This is a genomic window from Streptomyces sp. NBC_01454, assembly GCF_036227565.1.
Classification (GTDB): Bacteria; Actinomycetota; Actinomycetes; order Streptomycetales; family Streptomycetaceae; genus Streptomyces.
Window position 1 is genome coordinate 709837 of record NZ_CP109460.1, and the last position, 17532, is coordinate 727368.

The following is a 17532-nucleotide window of genomic DNA, read 5'->3' on the forward strand; positions in this document are numbered from 1 at the left end:
GGCCCCGTCGCCGGGGCCGGGAGTCTGGTGGAAGGGTGCAGGCGGATTAGGCGTCGGCCTTGGCGAGGAGCGCCTTGGCGCGGTCGCGGTAGCCGTCCCGGAGATCCCGGTCGGCGACCTGGTCGGCCTTGGCCATCAGGGTCTTAGCTTCCTGGCGCATGCGGTCTGCGTCGGATCCCTTCGCCTGTGCCTGCTGTGCTGCGGTGCGAGTGAGCGCGGGTCCGCCCGCTGTGGGCATCGCCCGAAACTCCTCGATAGCCTGCTGCGCCTTCGCCAGCTCCACCTCGAGCGCCTTGTTGCGCTCCTCTGAGGCTTCGGCGGCCTGTGCAACTGCAGCCTTGACGAGTTCGGCCAGGTCGGCCTTCGTCACTGCTTCGGTGGGCTGCTCGCCGTCGGCGCGCTCGCCCTCCTTGGTAGTGCTCTCGGCAGTCGGAGAACCCGATGCCGAAGTCTGTGCGGCCATCGCCTCGGCGACGACCTCCTTCGTGATGGGGGTACCAGGCGGCAGGCCCGCCGCGTGCACTGCGGCCACCTGCTCGGCGGTGAGGAGCGACCCGGCGACAGCTTCCGGCCCCGGCGCCTCCGGTGAGCCCGCCCCATCGGCGTCGTCGGACTTGGAGGCAGCGGCCTCTTCGTACTGCTCGTTCTGCTTGAACCAGGTCAGCGAGCGGACGGCGGAGAGCAGCAGGTCGATGTCGCATGCCTCGTTGAGGTTGCCCTGGGCGAGGGACTCGGCCTCGGCGATGATGAGTCGGGCGATGCAGGCGATTGCCTCGTCGGCGCCAGAGATGTCCTCGGCCTCTTCGCCGTCTGCGCCGGATGCTCCGCCGGCCTCCGCCTCTTCGCCGTCAGCCTTCGACAAGGATGGGGCGAGGGCGCGCACGTCGCGGAGCAGCTGCTCCGCCTTCGCTACGACCTCGTCGTCCGCCTTGGCGGAGGCCTTGAGGGATCCGTTGCTGTTCCAGTTGCTGGGCACCATGGCCTCCAGTCCGAGGGCCTTGGCCCGCTTGATCACATGCGCGCGGATCTTGTCGTGGTCGGAGCCGCCCCGCCCAACGGCCTTGATGGCCTTCCGCAGGTCCGCCTTGGTCTTGATCGGATACGAGCCGTCAGGAAGTGCGGCCCCGTCGGCGGCGGCCTCCCGGCGTCCGGACGCGGAGGTGTCCGCCTTGGCGGACTCTGTCGCCGTGACGGCTACGTTCACGACCAGCTGAGGTGCCGCATCGTCGCTCTTCACCGTCTCGGCACTCACTGTGGCGCCGCCGGCGGCGAGTTCGGCGAGCGCGTCCTTCACGGGGGCGGCCAGTCGGTCGTACAGCTCTTGCGGCAGGCCGAACGCTTCGGCCTCGCTCTTCTCTGTGACCTCGGCGCCGTCCACGGCCTCCAGATGCCCGCCCGCGCCGTCCGCCTTAGCGATCTCGAACAGCGTCGTCGGGTTGCATGGCCGGTCCACCACCGACACCTCGATGATGTCCCCGCCCACGATCTCCCCGCCGGGCGCGTCCGTCTTGCCCATGGTGACTCTCGGGCTCTTGATGCCGACGGAGAATCCCTTCAGTACGCCGTGGCGGCACTTCGCCACAGCGACGGGGTCGACGATGCGGGCGGCGAGCATGTGCGTGCCGCCCTCGTCGTCGCCCTTCGTCAGGCCGACACCGACCCCGACCGCCTTCCGGCCGTCGTGCTGCTCTCTTACGTTCGCCCCCTCCGAGAACCAACGGGGCATGGCCTGGTCCAGCCACGCCGAGTTGAGACGCTGCTGGTCCCGGTCGAGGTCAGAGGAAGCGGCGGGCCCGTATACGAGGAGTGTGCCGTCGTCCTCTTCCTGCATCTTGGTGATCGGCGCCCACGCGTAGGCGACGTCCGGCTGTGGCATCGGTGACTCCTTCCGCGTGTCAGGCGGTGTAGGTGGCGAGCCCGGTCGAGCCGGTCTCGGGGTAAATGGCGCAGCGGCACGAGGGGTGCCCTGGTGGAGACTGGGCGCCGCTTGGGAACGCCGCGGTCAACGAGATGGCGCCAACCCCTTCGTTGCGAAGGCAGACCGCACAGACGCGCTCGTCAACAGCCGACAGCCAGCTTTTCGCCCCGATACCGTTGGCCTGGTAGGTGGCCAGGGATGCCGCAGAGATGGCCCGGGAGATTTCGGTGACGGCTACGCGATCGGCCCAGGCGGGGTCGTCGAGGATGTCTCGGAGATCCCGGGCCAGCGTGTCGGTGGAGTCGCCGCGCTCCAGGGCCCCGGATAGGGCTTCGGCGAGCTTGTCCATGCGGTTGGCCGCGATGGACTGGATCGTCACCCCGTCCTGCTCCAGGAGCGCCGTCAGGCCGTTGCTGCCGTCCGAGTGCAGGACGAGCTTCGCGGCGTCTGGATCGCCAGGCTTCCACGCCGTCCAGTCCACCGTGGAGTGCCCGGCAAGGACAGCGCTGGCGGAGCGTTCGCCGATGACGTAGCCCTCGGCGTGCAGCTGGCGGATGATGCCGAGCGCCACGGTGAGGTCAACTCCGTGATCGGCCAGCCACGATGCCGCATCGTCGCCCGGTCGGATCGAGGCCTCGTCGCCGCCGGCCCGCTGCACTCCGGAGAGGTCCGCCTCGTCGGCCTTGACGGTGATGGCCCGCGCGGCGATCCACTGTTCGGCGATACGCCGGGTGTCGACCGCGTCCCGCATGGCCTTGCGGATGCGGGGCTTCCAGTGGGCTACGGCTTTGAGGTCGACCTGCCAGCCGGGCCAGTCACGGACGCTGGCCGCGTCCGGGACTTTTGGGCCGGCATCAGCCCCCGCCAGGAGCACGCGCGGGTCGTCGGCGAGATCGGGTGCATCCGCCTTGGTGACGGTGGTGAACTCGAAGCGGCGGCCCGGCTTGGGGTTCCGCCTGACCCAACGGCCGAACGCGGCGAGCTCGGATTTCACTGCCTCCTGGTGGTCCTGGTCGTCGGAGCTGTCAGCCTCGTCGCCGTCATCGGGCTTGTCACCTGCGTCCTCGCCGCCCTGCGGGCTGCCGCCGGTGCTGCTTTTGGGGGCGGCGACGATCGTGCCGGGGGTGGCTCGCTCTGAGGCGCCTTCCATGAAGACGATGCCGCGGGTCGTCATGACCATTGGCATGTCGGCTTCGGGTATGTCGAACCTGGGCTGGCCCATCCGGTCCCGGTCTTCGTTGATGGTCATGCGGCCCCACATGACGCGCTGGCGTGCCACCTCGTCGGCGGCGGCCTCGTCCTCTTCCTCCAGGCCGAGGAACCGGAACTCCAGCTCGGCCGGCATGTCGAGGTGGGTTCGGGAGATGGACGTGAGGAGCTGCTGCAGCCATCGCAGCGTCGGCAATGTGGCCTTGCGCTGCTGGACGTCGGCTTGGCCCTCGTGCCAGCCGGTGGACCCGAGGCCGCCTGTTTCGGTGAAGCCCAATTCGGCGATGGTGACGTCGAAGTGCGCCGCGATCTGCTTGATCAAAAAAAGATCGTATTCGGGCTTGTACTTCTCCCCGACGTCCTGCGGCGTGTCGATGTCGAAGCCTGGCGGCAGGACCCTCAACCTGTGCCTGGCCGCCGTGGATCCGGCGTAGGCGTCGTTGAGCGCTGTTTCGTATTCGGCGGTCTGGGCAGGCGACCAGCCGGTCTGGCCGTTGCTCTTCACGAACCCGGCGGGGACGGTGCCCTCGGTGTACTCGTCGCGGATCCACTTGCGGCGTCGCAGCCACACGTCGACGTCCTCAAGCGCCTGCTCGACCGCCGAGTAGCCGTAGGGCGTGTGCGCGCGGACGTTGCGGCGCTTGTACACCAGCTGGTCGGAGCGGTAGCCGCCGATGACGTTCCCCTCGGCGTCCGTGTCCGCGACGAACTCGCCGCGGGGAAAACCCCACAGGATCTGCTGGAACGCCGGGTTCGGTGGCAGCGGCCGGCCACCGCGGTGATCCCGCAGCGGTTTGATGGTGGAGGAGTCGAGAAGCTCCAGGGCGTAAAGCTCGCCGCCGTAGGTGCGCCGCGGGTAGATGGCGACCGCGTCCAGGACTAGCTGCTCTTCGAGGAGTTTGCCGAGCCACTCGGCGAAGCATTCGTCCTGCCCTGGGTCGGGCTTCTCCCAGAAGCGCGTGCAGCGCACCATCTCCGCGCTCAGGGACTGGCGCAGTTCCTGCTCGACTTCGGCGCGCGGCCGGTCCGACTTGGCCTGCGCCTCCTCGACGGCCTCCTTGGTGATGGTGATGGCCCAGTCGAGGGTGGTGACCTCCGCTTTACGGATCTCGATGCAGCGCCGCGGTAGCCCGCCGGCGTCCGCGGCGTCCCGGAGCACCTTCCACGGGACGAGACGGTCGCCGACGCCCGGCAGGTTGCTCGTGACCGGGTATTCGTTGAAGCGGGGCTCGGGGCGGCCGTCTGGGCGCAGCGGGTCGATCGCCGCCGGGGTGAGGGGTGTGCCTGGCCCGAACGGGACCGCGGGGTCCGTGCGCGGCAGCGGGACAAAGGTTGTGGCTTCGCCCGCGGCCCGGGCGGTCGCGGTAACGAGGGTGGCCACCTGTTGGGGTGTGTACGTCTCCGCGGTGGCGGTGAGGGCCTTGGTGATGTCGGGCTGGGTGAAGGCGTCACGCAGGGCGCGGAGCGGGTTCCAGCGGGCCACGGCACCTCCCGGTCACGTCATTTCGGCATAGTCCGTAGCGCAAAGTTGTGCGGGATCACTTCACCCAAAGCGGATGTCAGCATGAGTGCCTGCCCGCGGGCTTGCGTCGATTCCAGCGCCTTGACCTTGGTAAGCAGCCGTGCGCCCTCGATCGCGACGGTCTTCTGTCTGATCTTTCGGCCAGGGACTCCCAGCCATGAGGCGCTCGAAACAGGGAAGCGCACCTCATAACGGGTCTGGGTCGGGGTCACGCCCCACATCAGCGAGGAGGCCACGCCGAGGCGCGCCAGGATCTGGTGCACGGCGGTCAGCAGCGGAAGTGATACGGATGCGATACGCGCCCAACCGTCATTCATCGTTCCCCCTACTGGGGTGACGGTTCCGTCCCCGGCCCAGTATCCGCGCACGAGTTCTCGGGCGTATGTCTCACAGAGAAGCACCAGTTCGCTGGGCAGTCGCTTGTTGTGCGCTCCGTGCCCCATCTGGGTCATGAATTTGGCGAGCTGCTGCGAGGAACAGCGCACCGTCAAGGAGCTCGCGCCGTTGACGGCATGCCAGTTGACGTTGATGTCGTATCGCCCAAGAACTGCTGCGACGTCCTCCGCGTAGGACTCCTCATCAAGACCGAACGTCCAGCGAACGACGTTGGGGTCGCCTCCTTTCCTGCTGGTCGTCACGTCGCCTTCCGCCAGCCAGTACCCAACGATCCTCCAAAAGTCAGGGTCGTTCGTCGGGTCCCCCTGCAGGACGTGGTGTGCAGTTCGGGTCAGTCCGTAGTGCAGTGCCCAGTCGAAGGCGCTGGCACGATGCTTTCGACCGTATAGCTCTGCGATCTGCTGGTAGGAAAGCCCATCGGAGAGATGTTGCGCGAGCGCGGATCGGCTCACCGGGAGCCGAGCACCGCTCAGCCTGCTCACGGTTCGTGGTGCTGATAGCGGAGGCGCCGGGAGGAGCGCGCTTAGCCCACTGTCGAGCGTGTCGCCTTGCGGGATCGTGAACGCGAGCCAGTCGGTTGGGCGTAGTTCTGCAGCGGGCTGCCAGCCTTCCGAAGTCAGGACTTCCTGATCCGGCGTGACTTGCAGCGGGATGGGATAGCCGAACGTTCGGATGCTGATCGCCTCTCCCTCATAAGGGGAAACTTCTCCCGAGAGAGATGCATACAAGTTGGCATCTTCAAACATAAGGGCCATGCCGTAAGAATACCGTCACCCGGCCTGTAGCGCGGCGAGATAGCCCATAGCCGCATCGAATCCGCCGGGCGCTGCGTAAAACGCGAGGAGAAGCGCGTCGGCGTTGTCCGGCGACCGCCCCAGGCGCTTGATCGTCTCGGCCTTCGGTTCCACGACGATGCGGCCAGCCGAATCGAGGCTGTACTTAGGGGCGGTGAGCTGGGAGATCAGCCGCTCACGGTCATCTTCTTCAAGCTGAGAGAGGTCCCAGGCCCGATCTTCGGAAAGCTTGCGACCGATCTCCCACCAGATCTGCGATCGCAGACGCGGGAAGCGGTGTGGCTCTGTCGACGCCTCGGACACGTTGACGCCCAGGATTTCGGCACTGTGCCGCCCCTGCTCGCGCTTCTCGCGGAGGTTGCCAACAATGCCCCAGCCGATGCCGATCGAGTCGACCTTGACGGTGGTGGCCCCGGACTCGCGGATGGCCTCCACGATCCGGGCAGCAGCCTTGACTGGGTCCTTCTCCCGGAACTTCCACTCGCGGCCGACTAGCATGCCGCGGCGTTCGCGGATCGAGGTCTCGTCGCCGCCGGCGCCCATGTCGATCCCGAGTTCAACTGGCAGTAGGCGTTCGTCTGGGTGCGGCGCCTCGCGGGGCGCAGCGCAGGCCCGGAGGGTCGACAGTCGGACGACGCCGTCTTCGGAGTCGGTGGGGAATTCGCCCTTCACTTTCGAGGTGAAAGTGGGTGATTGCTCGCCGTACTCCGATCGCATGTCGTCGACGTAGTCGTGGCTAACGAGCATGGACCGCAGTTCGTCGGGGACCTGTTCGCCCGTGAAGTTCGGGGTGTCGAATGCGGAGATCCGGATGACGTTCCAGCGGTCGGTGTTGGCGCAGGCGCGTGCAAACTGTGACCCGGGGTCATCCGGGTTGCCGATCGCCAGGATCCGGCAGTGCTCGCCGGTAGCAATGGCGCTCGCCGCCGTCCAGAACTGCTTGTTGACGCCGCATGCCTCGTCGAGGATGACGAGGACGTACTTCGCGTGGATGCCTTGGAAGGCGTGCGGGTTGTAGTCGGACGGTTTACGCCCGAAGGCGATGAGCCGCTTGCCGAGCTTCCACTCGGTCTCGTTGATCCGGCCGAGGAACGGGTTTTCGCGAGCCTCGGCCTTCGAGAAGGCTGCGTTGATTTCTGACCACAGAATCGCCTTGACCTGGTCGCCGGTCGGAGCTGTGGTGACGACGCGGGCCTCGCCGGGCGGGTGGGTGTCAAGCCACCAGGCGGTGAGTCGTGAGGCGGTCCAGGACTTGCCGACTCCATGGCAGGACTGGACGGCAGTGAGCCTGTGGTCGCGTACCGACTCGGCGATTTCGATCTGCTTGGACCACAAGTGTTCGCTGAGCTTGTCGCGCGCCCAGAGCGCGGGGTCGCGCGAGTAGTCAGATGCTCGACGGTCCCGCTCGTTGCCTTCCTCCAGGCGATCAGCCGCACGAGTGAGCATGTCCATTGCTCACCCCTGACCGTCTACCGCACGGCTCGGAGCTTGCGGGCCGCCACCTGCTTGGCGTCGGCAGCCTGCTGCCCAGTGACTCCTGCGAAGGAGAGGGCGGCTTCGATGGCGGCGATGACCGCGTCCGCCTGCCGTTCGGAGATCGCGGCGAGCCGCTCATCAATGTTGAGTTTTGCGATGGTGGCGAGGAGGGTGCCGGCCCGGTCCATGGCCCGCTCGTACAGGACGATTTCGGCGCGGATTTGTTCGCCGGCTGCGCCTTGGTAGCGGATCTCTTCGAGTTCGTTGACGCGCTCGGCGAGGATCTCTTTGAACGCGAGTACCTCGCCGGCCAGCTCGGCGAGCGCGGTGAGGGGGTTGTCTACCGGCTTGGCGCCGATCCGGGCGAGGGTTCGGTGTGCTGCTTTCTCCACTGCCGCCTCCGCCAACCGTCGCTCGGCCGCCCGCTTCGCCTGTGGGGCATTGCCGCCGTGGTACTTGCAGACCGTCTGCCCTTTGAGGGCCCATTGGGTACAGCGTCCGCCTTTGTTACTGGTGGCGGTGCACTGCCGTTCTTCGGGCAGGTCCTTGCGGATGTTGGGGGCTGTGCCGGCGTGGACGGGGCAGAGGTCAATGCCCTTCTTCTTCCATCCCTGGCAGCGTGTGGCCGGCTTGCCGTCTCGTCCGGGGCGGATGGCGGTGCATTGCCGGTCGGGCGGTGCCCGGTGCGGGCTGTCCGCGGTCATTCCGTGTGCCAGCCGTCGGGCAGTCGGGGTGCTGCGGCACGGACGAGTTCCTCGTCTGGTGGCGGGGGCGATTCGGGGGTGCAGTCGCATTCGGGCAGGTCGGCCGTCTGCGGGGCAGTGCAGGTCTTGCGGTGGATGAGCGCGGCGAGGTCGAGGGTGATGCCGTGGGAGGCACAGGCGTACACCGCGGTGGTGTAGTCGCTGGGCTGAGGCATCGGCCCGAACACGGGCGGCTGCTCGGGGTCAGCGAGGAGGGTGGCCTCGTCGCGGCGGGCCTGCTCGGCGTCGAGAACCTGCTGGAATTCGGCGTCGGTGAGCCGCCGGCGCCACTGCACTACGGCGGGCTCGCCGCACAGCGCGCAGGCCGGACCAGCGGACATCGGCTCGACGGGTGTGGGTGTGGCCATGGACTCCCCCTATGAGACGCCGTACCACTGCGACGCCCAGCCGGTGTTGATGATGCTGGTGGTCTGCTGGGTGAGGTCGAGAGTGGATGGCAGCGTGGTCTGGCCGGTGAGCATGTTGGAGTAGCGCAGGCGCGGGGCGGAGAGGCCGCAATTGACGGTGACGCCCGCACCGGTCGCCTTCAGCGTGAAGGTGTTGGTGCTCCATGTGCCATTCAGCAGTAGGCCGATGAAGTATTCGCCGGGCGGTGCGGTGAACGGTGAGGTCAGCGCGAAGGAGATGCCCTTGGCGTTGGAGCCGTTGACGAGCTGGGAGGAGAGGTCCGCGGTGGCGCCTTTCAGGTTCCCGTTGCTGTCGTACACGCCGATGTAGTTGTTGCTGAGGGTGGCAGCCGTGTCGACGCCGGCCAAGCCGATCCACACGTTCGTCCAGGTGATCTGCTTCCTGATCTGGATCTTTGTGAGGGTGATGCGGCCCGCGACTCCTGCGCTGCTCTGGGCGGTGACGTGGCCCGCGTCGTTGGGGTCACCGGTCCAGGCGAGCAGCGCCTGATCGGACGGCAGAGCAAGCGGGGTGTCGAGGTTGATGCCGGAGGCGGCGGGGGCATTGCCGGAGACCTTGACGACCTCGAGCAGCGACCCGGCCTTCAGGGTGACCGGGCTGGCATTGGTGGTCTGCTGGGACCAGCGGAGCCGGAGCAGGCCAGGGGTCGTGCTGGTGGTGATGATGCCGCGCGGCAGGGCCATGATTCCGGCGAGGGTCGCGGACGACGCCATGACGCCGATGTCGCTGTTGCTGCCGAACTGCCGTGCCGCGACCTTGATCTGCGCGCTTCCGTCCGGCGTGGTGGTACCGAGCGTGCCTGCGTTGGGCGCCCATCCGCCTGTGGCGCCGGACGGCACGGTGTAGGTGATGCTGGCGTCGGCGGTCTCGGGTCCGTCGAAGAGGAGCGTCGACGAGAACCGGTAGGTGGAGTTCGCCTCCAGTGAGGCGTACAGGTGTAGGTCGTCGGCGACCGTGGTGGTGGAGATGCGCTGCTCGTCGGCGCTTTTCACGACGGTCTGAGTCAGGGCGGAGAGTGCGGCGACGGCTGTGCTGGCGGCGCCAGCGGCGTCGGCTCCGATGTCGGCGGGGCTGAGCGCGTCGCTTCCGCCGGTGGCGTGGGTGCTCTTGTGGGCGGTCGGCGTCCGGGAGTTGCTGAGTCGGGAGTCGTCTCCGGCGGCGACCGTCCCCGTCGCTGTGCCGACGCTCAGAACTGCGGCGCCGCCGAGCCCGAGGTTCGTGCGCGCCGTGGCGGCGGACCCGAGGCTGGCCAGGTTGTCGTTCTTGGTCAGCCCGGTGTTCTCGACGGTGGTGACGCGGCCCTCGAGGGTGACGCCGGCCGCGCTGGTGTACGCGCCGATGGCGGCCGGGGTGACGGGGTCGCTGCCGTTGGCGGCATGGGTGGAGGCGTGCGTGGTGGGGGTGCGCGCGTTTGCCAGCCGGCCGTCGTCCCCTGCCGCCACCGTGCCGGTTCCGGTGCCGACGTTCAGTACGGCGGCTCCGCCGAGGCCGAGGCTGGTGCGCGCGGCACTGACCGAGTTGACGTCGGACAGGTTGCTGCTGCGCGCCAGGGCGCCGACATCTGAGGCGGCCAATGTGACGGCGCCCGTCTTGGTGTTGACGGAGACGACGGCGCCGCCGCCTCCCCCGCCGCTGAGTGCCTGCCCGCTCCCCCAGGCGCCGCCGGTCTTAGGCCCGTAGATGATGAGGGCGGTCGGCGTGGTGTTGTCGATGTACCAGTCGCCGTCGATGCCGGTCGTCGAGCTGGGTGTTCCGGTGCCGGTCAGGATGCTGTTGCCGCGGGGGCCGGAAGTGCCGGCGGAGGAGACGACGACGCTGGTCATGCCGGGCACCTCCTACACGCTGGCGGTCGGCCTGCTGTTGAAACGGCCCTCGACGAGGCAGGTCGCGGACGGCTGCCCGGGATCCATCCACAGGGCGAACGGCCTGCTGCCCTTACCGAGGAGTGCAGTGGCCGTCGGGGTGAGAACAACCTGCACGGTGGCCGTGCCCGTGTCGATCGCGATGTAGCCCTGGACGGTGGGCGTCGCCGTCACCTTGATCAGCGGCGGGGATGCAGTATCGACGACGGTGGGCCGGATGACGAACTCGAAGCCCTTGCCGTTGATCGCCATCGGTGTGCCGTCGTCGTCCAGCAGTGTGAAGTCCGCTCCCCACTCCGAGCCGACTGCGGTGGTGGTGTTCCACTGCAGGGGAAGGTCGGGCACGGCGTCTCCTCGGGTTGCTGGGCCCGCTGCCGGCCGCGGGTGAAGTCGACGGGCAGCGGGTGCTTTGGGTCCGCCCGGCCGTTTCGGGGTGGCCGGGCGGACCTGGGTGCCGAGCGCCGTGCGCTACAAGGCCCCTGCCTGCCCGCACAGCAGGCGTTTCCTCTCGCGGGCGGGAGCTGCCGCCGGGGGCTCGACCACCCGCGAGGAGTTCATGCGGCGCGGAGGCCGCGTTGCGGTGTGGCCCGGTAGGTGCGGGCCAGCGCCTCGATCTCGGGGAGGGCGTACATGGTCTTGTACTCGTGCCCGAGGCCGGTCAGCCGGTTCTCGCCGGGGAAGCGCCGGATCTTGCCGCGGGACGCCCACTGGCGGATCGTCGCCCGGGGAACCCCGGTTGCGGTTTCCGCCTCGTGGACGAAGACCAAATCCTCTTCCTGGATCGAGGTGAGGCGCATCGAATCCCCTTGTGCATGCAGAAAGCCCCCGACCGGAAGTCGAGGGCTCTAAGAGTGGGGCGGACACAGGTGTTCCGTCTGCGGGCAGTATGACATTCAACAATCGCTGCGGCAAGCGGGACGATCAGGCGGCCATGCCCCGCACAGCGAGGGGCAGCTCGAGGACGTCCGCTCGGGCGTACTGGGCGCCGCAGCCGCCGCATCGGGCGCCTGGGGTGGAGATGGTTACGCGCAGGATGTCGCCGCAGGGGCAAGCCACGGATATGCGGCGCTCGGGTTTCTCCCCTGTGATCTGGCGGCGGCACGAGCGGGTGAGTGTTGCCACCTCCGCCGCGAAATCACCGAACGCGGCATGCTCGGTGGCTGCCCATTCCAGGTTGGCGCGCAGGGCCCGCACCACCTGGTCGAGTTGCTGCTGCAGGTCTCCCTGCCAGCGGGGATGAGCCCATTGCAGCTGGTCGTGCCAGTCCACGAGCCATGTCTGCAGCACGGTGACGACTCCGCCGCGGGCGGACAGGCTGAGCGGTTCGAGACGGAGTGGCAGGGGCGCGCTTCGTGTGCCGCCCGATACCCGCGCATCCCCCCTGCCGGCCCCAGGCGCGAGTGCGGCGGCGAGTCCTGCGTACAGCCCGTCCGGCCCGGCGAGTGCTTCGAGGTTCTGGTCCGCGCGCCGTTGGCACATCCGGCAGGCGCACCGTCCGAGTTCGTTCTCCCACAGGTTGCGGCTGCACGCCGCGCAGGTCGGCCAGGCGTATTCGTCGGCGGGGTGGTTCATGGCGGCTCCTCGCGGCGCGTGGGACTGCGGGGTGAACTGATCCCATTGTGCCTACGCACCGCGACAACGCCGGCCAGAGCTACCGGGAAACGCGTCCGCCAGCCTCTTCGTAGGCCACAGCGAACTCGGCGACCTGGCCGACCGAGGTACCGCTCGGGAACGTGATAACGCCACCGTCGACAAGGAGCGACCCGGCGGGGGCGAATGCACGCCTGAGCCTGATGGCGAAGTCCGCCACCGTGCCGGGCTGGGGCTCGATACCGAAGAGCTCGTACTCCAACTCCGCTATACGAAGCGGGTCTGCGCGCTGAGGCAGAGGCTTCCGCCCTTGGAACCACTTCATGGATTCAGTGTGCACTGCCTGACGGCTACTTGCCCTTGGCGACGTTCTCCGCGTCCCTGTCGGCCTTGGCGAACGCCTTACCCACTGCCGCGGATGGCGGCATTTTCGACCGTTCCGCAGTGTCGAGGGTGTTCTTCGCGGCCCACTGGTTGATGGCATCTCCTGCGGCGGCGATGTCGTCGTGCCATGTGTTGATGCTGGCCGGTTCGGTGGCCGCCGTGAACTGCCGGTCCGCCTTGGTGAATGCGGCCTGGTACGAGAGGTCTACCATCGCATTCTGCTGCCAGGGCCCGAATCGGGGGCTGCCCCACGCGCCTCGGCCTGCGGCTAGAACGTCACGGTAGTGCTGGACGTTGGTGTGGAGGATCCTGGCGGCTGCGGCTCGGCGATTCCCAGGGGCGAGCTTGTGCTGCGGACCGGCCGCCGGGGTCGACGCCCCCGCGGCTCTCGTGGCCTTGGGCGCCGATGGGCTCAAGTTCGGCCCGTCGCTGCTGGAGCAGCCGGCGAGGCTGAGCGCTGCGATGGCTGTCACGGCGATGGCGAGGGTGCGCTTCATGACCCGGGATGCTCTCACGGGGCTACCGCCGTTGGAGGGGCTCTACCCGAATTCGCCCCCAACTGTGTACCGTCCGGGGCAAACTGTCGCTATGGCGACTGTGTTCACGGTCCTCGCGGATTCGCGGGATGCGGCAGACGTGGAGCTGGCCCGTCTCTGTCGGCTTCTTGGCCTCTCGCCGTTGGGCGCCCCGTCGTTGGTTCTTGGCCGTGGCCGGTGGCTGGCCCGCGCAGTCGAATCGAAGCGCCCGCCGGAGCGCGAGAACTCAGCCTGACCCGGTTCGGGGGAATGCACGTCGGACAGGGCGCGGCTTCCGTGCCACATTCCCGAGTAGTCTCGGACGCGACTGGGCCCCACCGCAGTTCCCGTGCGGTGGGGCCCTGTTGCTCTTCGGGGCGCGTCAGACGGTGGCGATGATGAGCGCGGCGACGAGCAGCCACAAGTGGTGGAACGACTGGTCCAACGCGTAGGCGCCGGTGCCGAGATGCGCGGCCGGCTTGCCCTCGGCGGTGACCGGGTGGGCGGGGTGCGCACCGGTGCCGAGGTTGTAGAACTCGGCCTTGCCGGTGACCTTGGCGAGCCACGCGAGGGTGCTGCGCCGGTCGGCCCACCAGTGGGTGATGGCGTCCACGGCGAGCCCGATGGTGACGCCGGCCGCGGTGACCGGCACGTCGAGGAGCAGCACGACGGCGACCAGGGCGAGCCCCTTGGTGAGGGTCAGACCGAGGACGTGCCGGGTGTCGGCGAGCCTTCCGGCCCACCCGGGCTTGCCCTTGTCGGCGGACTGGCAGGAGGTCTGTACCCAGTGGTCGCCGACGCTGTGACCGACGTACAGGGCGATGAACACGGCGGCGAACACGACGGCGGCGTCGGTCATGATGGGGGTTCTCCTGTCTGCGGTGAGTGGATGGGGGTGCCGGGGGCGGTCGTTCTGCTGGCAGGCGCGCGGCCGCCCCCGGGCGGAGCTACTTCTCTACGTGGGCAACGAGCTTGGCCAAGCCGGGCGCCATTCCGGCCGCGTATTCCTCGGTCCGGCAGCCGGAGCAGTGGACGAGCAGGTGGCCTCCGTTGTCCTGTTCGACGCGGGCGAATCCGCCGTTGTGCCGGTACTGCTTGCTGACGATCTCGCGCTTCATGGGGTGTTTCCCTTCTTGTTTGGGTGATTCCAGAGTGCTGTGGTGGGTGGGTTCGTTCTGCACACCTGAGTGCAGAACAAGGGTGACCTGGGCCATAGGTTCGCGGTGGCGCCGCATCAGCTCACGGGCGAGGCTCGGCCTGGGAGAGGATTCGGGCGTAGTCCTTGGCGGTGACGCCGAAGACTTCGGCCAAGTCCATCGCACTGTTGGCGGCGCGCACGTCGTCGTGGCGCGCGCTTCCGGTCTCCAGCTGGTCGAAGACGGTGCGGAGGTGTCGTGCCGCGTCGGTGGCGGCGGATTCCTCGAGGGTCATTGCGTGTTCCTTTCGGTGGTTGGTGCGGCGGGGCCGTTACAGGCTGAGGAGGTGGTAGGGGAACGGGTCGCGTTCCATGTGGACGCCGAAGGAGCGGATCCAGTACCAGATGAACGAGAACTCGGGGGCGCCCAGCTCGATGTGCGCGATGGCTCGGTGGTGCCCGTCGGCTACGTACACGTCGTGGTACCTGTCGTCGATGCCCAGGGTGATCGGCTCCACTGGCCGGCCCTTCAGGAGCTGCGCCTTGTATTCGTCGACCGTCACGCGGTCCTTGTCGCGGCGGGCGAATTGGTCGTGGGCGTGGCGCCACTTCGTGTATTCCGTGGGCCGGATCTGCTTGTCGTTGAGGAGCGTCGTCTTCATCTCCCCGCGGTACAGCCCCATCAGCGCCATTCCCAGGACTGCCGGGCGTTGGCGGCGTTCTGTGCGGCATCGGCGAATTCGCGGGCGAGGTCGCCCCAGTCGGCGGGCATTTTGCGGTGGCTGGCGGCTCGTCGCAGTACGGCGGCGATGCGGCGTGCCTCGTTGTGCGGGACGCGGAACGGGCCGCCTGAGCGGTCACCGAACACCGGCTCGATGGCGCGCCAATCGGAGGCCGGCAGGACGTAGGCGAGGTGCTGGCCGAGCACGGAGATGCTCCTGTACGAGGGGCTGATCTGGCCGTTGTTGTGAGTGCCGTGCGAGATGGTCCAGCCCATGACGGGCTCCTTTCGGATTGGCGGGCGTGGGGCCCTGTGTCGGCTTCCGGGCCCCCGGGGGGCGGATCGCTAGTCGTCGAGCAAGTGAGCGGGGAGCTCGTCGCGGACATGGGTGGGGAGCTTGAACGCGTTGCGCACGTAGTCCTGGTCCGACAGCTCGGTGCTGCCCTCGAGCGCGCCGCGGACCCACCCGGTGTCCATGAGGCTTCCGGCGTCGGCGACGCGCAACCAGAGCTCGCGGATGATGGCGCGCAGCTCGCTGACCTCGTTCGGAGTCGCATTGGCCATGATTCGATGTCCTTTCAGCTGTAGTCGTCGGCGCGACGGAGTCCGTGGCGTCGTTCCCATTCGCGGTCGTAGACGCCAGCCCAGTTGCGGTTGAGGTCGCCTCCGGCTTTGCGGTAGGTGTCGGCGGCGTCGCCGAGTTCTTCGAGGGTCATTTCGGCGGCCTTCTTGTTGGCCCAGCTCTTGCCGGTCAGGTTGGGGTCCATGGGCATTCCTTTCAGTGGTTGGGGAGTTGCCGTGCGAGGGCTTCGAGGTTGGCGGCCTGCGTTTCGCGGATGTCGATGAGCCGCTCGTATTCGCGCTGGTCGGCTTTGCTGTGGGCAGTGATGCCGTACTGCTGGCGGAGGTAGGCGATGTGCCGGTTGCGGGCGCCGGGCTGGTTGAGCTGGACGGTGTGACCCAACTCGTGGATGAGGGTGCGGTCGAGTTCGCGGAGGTCGCTGTTGCGGGATGCGTTGATGGCAACCAGCGCTCCGCGGTTCGTAAGAGCGGTGGCGGCGAATGCGTGGCGGGCGTGCCAATGGTCGATGACGCGGCCGACGGCGCGGCGACGCCAGGTGGTTCGGCCTGCGAGTTCGAGGTCGGCGCGCTGGATGAGGGATGTGACGCCGTTCCCGTCGGTCAGGACTATCTCCACCTGGGGCAGTCGGCCGCCGAGATGGCGGGCGGCGAGCCGGCCGGCATGGTCGCCTATCTCGCGGATGCGCTGCTCGATGCGGCGGGCGTCCCGGCTGCGGCAGTCGATGGTGATGTCCACGGGGTCCTTTCGATGTCAGTAGCCGGTGGCCCTGTTGAGCGCGGACCAGAGTCGGTGTTCGCGGCCCCAGATGGGGTCGATGAGTGTGGTGTGGGTGGCCTTGCGAAGTTCGCGGATCGCTTGACTACCGACGCCTGGGAATGTGCTGGAGATGAGTCGCCGGTGTCCGGGTGACCAGCCGAATCCTGTGGTTACCTCGGTGCCGGCTTCGGTGACGGGCATGCCGGGATGGCTGCGGTCACCGGGCCGGTTGGTGATGACGACGATGCCCGCACGTTCGGCCTGGGTGCGGATCCGGTCGAGGAGCTGGGGATCGGCGATCCAGCCGTCGACGGCGGCACGCTGCCGCCACATGCGGCCGTCGTAGCCGCGGCTGGGCGGGAGGCCGGGCTGCGAGCTGGTGGTGACATACCCGGCCCGGTTGGCGCTGGCGAGGGGGAGGATGAGGTGCCGGGTTTCAGTGTCAGGGCGGGGGTCGCCGTAGCCGGGCCAGGTGCGGATGCGGCCTTCGAGCCAGTCGGCCATGAGCCGGCCGAGGTCGGCGACGGTGCGGGCGGTCTTCCACGGGTTGGGAGGCACAGCGTTCCTTTCAGGGAGTTAGATGCCGCGTGCGTCGGCGCGGCTGGCGGCGTGGCCGAGGATGCGGGCGGGCATGTGCCCGTCGCGTTGCCGGTCGTTCCAGCTGGCGATGGTTTCGGCGCTGGGGTCGAACTCGTTGCGGACGATGTCGAGGAGGAGGGTGCAGGCGTCGTCGGCTTCGGATCGACTGCCGGCTTCGGCGCGGATGACGCCGATCAGGCAGGCGGCGCCCTGCTCGTCGCGAAGCCGGCCGGTGCACCAGCCGTCGCGGAGGAGCCTGGTGTGGGCTCGGTGGAAGAGGGCGGCAATCGGCGTCCGATACGGCTGCAGCGCCGGGGCGGTGGGCGCGTCCACGGGGCCGCGGATCACGTCGGCCAGGTCAAGCGGTGCGGTGGCAATCCGGGCGTCCACGGCCAGGGCGGCGAGGGCGAGGCGCTCGTCGAAGGTCAGGGTGGGGGCCCACGCTGACTGCTCGGGCTCGGTCAGGGTCGGGGCGATGGGCGCGGCGGCCTGGTCGAGGGCGGCGGCGGTCAGCGTGGGCGCGGGCATCTAGATCACTTCTCCTTCTTGTTCATGAGCTGGGTGGCGGCGTCGGTGAGTCCTCCGGCAGCGGCCTGGTTTCCCTTGTCGCGGGCGATGCGAGCGGCGTTCGAGTACTGGTGGCTGAGCTCCTCGCGCTTCTGCTTGTCCTGGTTGGAGCTGGAGTTGTTGGGCATATCGGGTCCTCTCGTGGTTGGCGCCTCGGGCGTTGGCCGAGGTTCGCATTTATGGATCTTTCGGGCATCTGAGCCCGTGACGTTGCCCGTGACGGGGCGTTACGCCGCAGGTCAGAAACTTGATGGAGGGCGTGACGGGGGCGTGACGCGTCACGGGCAGATCGGCTCCGTCACGCCCTCGTCACGGGTGGCGTCACGGCCGTGACCTGCGACGTCACGCCCTCG

23 protein-coding genes are annotated in these 17532 nt (G+C 68.3%); all 23 read right to left on the reverse strand.

The features are described 5' to 3' along the window. Positions 1–46: 46 nt before the first annotated feature. Positions 47–1876 (reverse strand): hypothetical protein, encoded by a 1830-nt coding sequence (locus tag OIU81_RS02820; RefSeq protein WP_329330731.1) that lies wholly within the window; start codon positions 1874–1876, stop codon positions 47–49. Positions 1877–1895: 19 nt separating this feature from the next. Beyond that, positions 1896–4610, reverse strand: coding sequence for a phage portal protein (locus OIU81_RS02825; protein WP_329330732.1), 2715 nt, complete (start codon positions 4608–4610; stop codon positions 1896–1898). Positions 4611–4627: 17 nt separating this feature from the next. Beyond that, entirely contained in the window at positions 4628–5800 is a 1173-nt protein-coding gene (locus OIU81_RS02830; RefSeq protein WP_329330734.1) for an LAGLIDADG family homing endonuclease, read from the reverse strand. 15 nt (positions 5801–5815) lie between these two features. Next, positions 5816–7291 carry a hypothetical protein gene (locus tag OIU81_RS02835; protein WP_329330736.1) on the reverse strand — a complete coding sequence of 492 codons (1476 nt, stop codon included), beginning with the start codon at positions 7289–7291 and terminating at the stop codon, positions 5816–5818. 17 nt (positions 7292–7308) lie between these two features. Beyond that, positions 7309–8019: a hypothetical protein gene (locus tag OIU81_RS02840; RefSeq protein WP_329330738.1), complete on the reverse strand. Its 711-nt coding sequence runs from the start codon at positions 8017–8019 to the stop codon at positions 7309–7311. Continuing rightward, the gene (locus OIU81_RS02845) at positions 8016–8426 is read right to left on the reverse strand and encodes a hypothetical protein (RefSeq protein WP_329330739.1); all 411 of its coding nucleotides are present in this window, start codon (positions 8424–8426) and stop codon (positions 8016–8018) included. The genes OIU81_RS02840 and OIU81_RS02845 overlap by 4 nt, the downstream gene beginning before the upstream one ends. A 9-nt stretch (positions 8427–8435) precedes the next feature. Beyond that, a complete protein-coding gene (locus OIU81_RS02850; RefSeq protein WP_329330741.1) occupies positions 8436–10310 on the reverse strand; it encodes a hypothetical protein in 1875 nt (624 codons plus the stop codon). A 12-nt stretch (positions 10311–10322) separates the two neighbouring features. After that, entirely contained in the window at positions 10323–10694 is a 372-nt protein-coding gene (locus OIU81_RS02855; protein ID WP_329330743.1) for a hypothetical protein, read from the reverse strand. Between the two features lie 209 nt (positions 10695–10903). Next, on the reverse strand, positions 10904–11146 hold the full coding sequence (locus tag OIU81_RS02860; protein WP_329330744.1) for a hypothetical protein: 243 nt from the start codon (positions 11144–11146) through the stop codon (positions 10904–10906). A gap of 124 nt (positions 11147–11270) precedes the next feature. Then, positions 11271–11921, reverse strand: coding sequence for a hypothetical protein (locus tag OIU81_RS02865; RefSeq protein WP_329143457.1), 651 nt, complete (start codon positions 11919–11921; stop codon positions 11271–11273). 79 nt (positions 11922–12000) lie between these two features. Next, a complete protein-coding gene (locus tag OIU81_RS02870; RefSeq protein WP_329330746.1) occupies positions 12001–12264 on the reverse strand; it encodes a hypothetical protein in 264 nt (87 codons plus the stop codon). Between the two features lie 25 nt (positions 12265–12289). Then, a complete protein-coding gene (locus OIU81_RS02875) occupies positions 12290–12535 on the reverse strand; it encodes a hypothetical protein (protein WP_329330747.1) in 246 nt (81 codons plus the stop codon). 685 nt (positions 12536–13220) lie between these two features. Then, positions 13221–13697, reverse strand: a complete 477-nt coding sequence (locus tag OIU81_RS02880) for a transcriptional regulator (protein WP_329330748.1) — start codon at positions 13695–13697, stop codon at positions 13221–13223. Positions 13698–13785: 88 nt separating this feature from the next. Continuing rightward, on the reverse strand, positions 13786–13956 hold the full coding sequence (locus tag OIU81_RS02885) for a hypothetical protein (RefSeq protein ID WP_329143462.1): 171 nt from the start codon (positions 13954–13956) through the stop codon (positions 13786–13788). Between the two features lie 121 nt (positions 13957–14077). Further along, positions 14078–14269, reverse strand: coding sequence for a hypothetical protein (locus tag OIU81_RS02890; RefSeq protein ID WP_329330750.1), 192 nt, complete (start codon positions 14267–14269; stop codon positions 14078–14080). A gap of 36 nt (positions 14270–14305) precedes the next feature. Beyond that, a complete protein-coding gene (locus tag OIU81_RS02895; RefSeq protein WP_329330752.1) occupies positions 14306–14635 on the reverse strand; it encodes a hypothetical protein in 330 nt (109 codons plus the stop codon). A 20-nt stretch (positions 14636–14655) separates the two neighbouring features. Continuing rightward, entirely contained in the window at positions 14656–14970 is a 315-nt protein-coding gene (locus OIU81_RS02900; RefSeq protein ID WP_329330754.1) for a DUF7739 domain-containing protein, read from the reverse strand. A 69-nt stretch (positions 14971–15039) separates the two neighbouring features. Next, positions 15040–15258, reverse strand: a complete 219-nt coding sequence (locus tag OIU81_RS02905) for a hypothetical protein (protein WP_329143469.1) — start codon at positions 15256–15258, stop codon at positions 15040–15042. A gap of 14 nt (positions 15259–15272) precedes the next feature. Then, positions 15273–15461, reverse strand: a complete 189-nt coding sequence (locus tag OIU81_RS02910) for a hypothetical protein (protein WP_329143471.1) — start codon at positions 15459–15461, stop codon at positions 15273–15275. Between the two features lie 11 nt (positions 15462–15472). Further along, positions 15473–16012 carry a hypothetical protein gene (locus OIU81_RS02915; protein ID WP_329143473.1) on the reverse strand — a complete coding sequence of 180 codons (540 nt, stop codon included), beginning with the start codon at positions 16010–16012 and terminating at the stop codon, positions 15473–15475. A gap of 15 nt (positions 16013–16027) precedes the next feature. After that, on the reverse strand, positions 16028–16591 hold the full coding sequence (locus OIU81_RS02920) for a DUF6919 domain-containing protein (protein ID WP_329143475.1): 564 nt from the start codon (positions 16589–16591) through the stop codon (positions 16028–16030). Between the two features lie 18 nt (positions 16592–16609). Next, a complete protein-coding gene (locus tag OIU81_RS02925) occupies positions 16610–17140 on the reverse strand; it encodes a DUF6197 family protein (protein WP_329143477.1) in 531 nt (176 codons plus the stop codon). 5 nt (positions 17141–17145) lie between these two features. Beyond that, positions 17146–17307, reverse strand: a complete 162-nt coding sequence (locus OIU81_RS02930) for a hypothetical protein (protein WP_329143479.1) — start codon at positions 17305–17307, stop codon at positions 17146–17148. Between the last annotated feature and the right edge of the window lie 225 nt (positions 17308–17532).

Excerpts from the sequence above, each read along its gene's own strand:
- OIU81_RS02865 (WP_329143457.1), bottom strand. The coding sequence starts at position 11,921 with ATGAACCACCCCGCCGACGAATACGCCTGGCCGACCTGCGCGGCGTGC.
- OIU81_RS02880 (WP_329330748.1), bottom strand. The coding sequence starts at position 13,697 with ATGACCGACGCCGCCGTCGTGTTCGCCGCCGTGTTCATCGCCCTGTAC.
- OIU81_RS02870 (WP_329330746.1), bottom strand. The coding sequence starts at position 12,264 with ATGAAGTGGTTCCAAGGGCGGAAGCCTCTGCCTCAGCGCGCAGACCCG.
- OIU81_RS02930 (WP_329143479.1), bottom strand. The coding sequence starts at position 17,307 with ATGCCCAACAACTCCAGCTCCAACCAGGACAAGCAGAAGCGCGAGGAG.
- OIU81_RS02910 (WP_329143471.1), bottom strand. The coding sequence starts at position 15,461 with ATGGACCCCAACCTGACCGGCAAGAGCTGGGCCAACAAGAAGGCCGCC.
- OIU81_RS02845 (WP_329330739.1), bottom strand. The coding sequence starts at position 8,426 with ATGGCCACACCCACACCCGTCGAGCCGATGTCCGCTGGTCCGGCCTGC.
- OIU81_RS02900 (WP_329330754.1), bottom strand. The coding sequence starts at position 14,970 with ATGGGCTGGACCATCTCGCACGGCACTCACAACAACGGCCAGATCAGC.
- OIU81_RS02890 (WP_329330750.1), bottom strand. The coding sequence starts at position 14,269 with ATGACCCTCGAGGAATCCGCCGCCACCGACGCGGCACGACACCTCCGC.
- OIU81_RS02835 (WP_329330736.1), bottom strand. The coding sequence starts at position 7,291 with ATGGACATGCTCACTCGTGCGGCTGATCGCCTGGAGGAAGGCAACGAG.
- OIU81_RS02895 (WP_329330752.1), bottom strand. The coding sequence starts at position 14,635 with ATGAAGACGACGCTCCTCAACGACAAGCAGATCCGGCCCACGGAATAC.
- OIU81_RS02850 (WP_329330741.1), bottom strand. The coding sequence starts at position 10,310 with ATGACCAGCGTCGTCGTCTCCTCCGCCGGCACTTCCGGCCCCCGCGGC.
- OIU81_RS02860 (WP_329330744.1), bottom strand. The coding sequence starts at position 11,146 with ATGCGCCTCACCTCGATCCAGGAAGAGGATTTGGTCTTCGTCCACGAG.
- OIU81_RS02840 (WP_329330738.1), bottom strand. The coding sequence starts at position 8,019 with ATGACCGCGGACAGCCCGCACCGGGCACCGCCCGACCGGCAATGCACC.
- OIU81_RS02885 (WP_329143462.1), bottom strand. The coding sequence starts at position 13,956 with ATGAAGCGCGAGATCGTCAGCAAGCAGTACCGGCACAACGGCGGATTC.
- OIU81_RS02820 (WP_329330731.1), bottom strand. The coding sequence starts at position 1,876 with ATGCCACAGCCGGACGTCGCCTACGCGTGGGCGCCGATCACCAAGATG.
- OIU81_RS02905 (WP_329143469.1), bottom strand. The coding sequence starts at position 15,258 with ATGGCCAATGCGACTCCGAACGAGGTCAGCGAGCTGCGCGCCATCATC.
- OIU81_RS02875 (WP_329330747.1), bottom strand. The coding sequence starts at position 12,535 with ATGGTAGACCTCTCGTACCAGGCCGCATTCACCAAGGCGGACCGGCAG.
- OIU81_RS02925 (WP_329143477.1), bottom strand. The coding sequence starts at position 17,140 with ATGCCCGCGCCCACGCTGACCGCCGCCGCCCTCGACCAGGCCGCCGCG.
- OIU81_RS02830 (WP_329330734.1), bottom strand. The coding sequence starts at position 5,800 with ATGGCCCTTATGTTTGAAGATGCCAACTTGTATGCATCTCTCTCGGGA.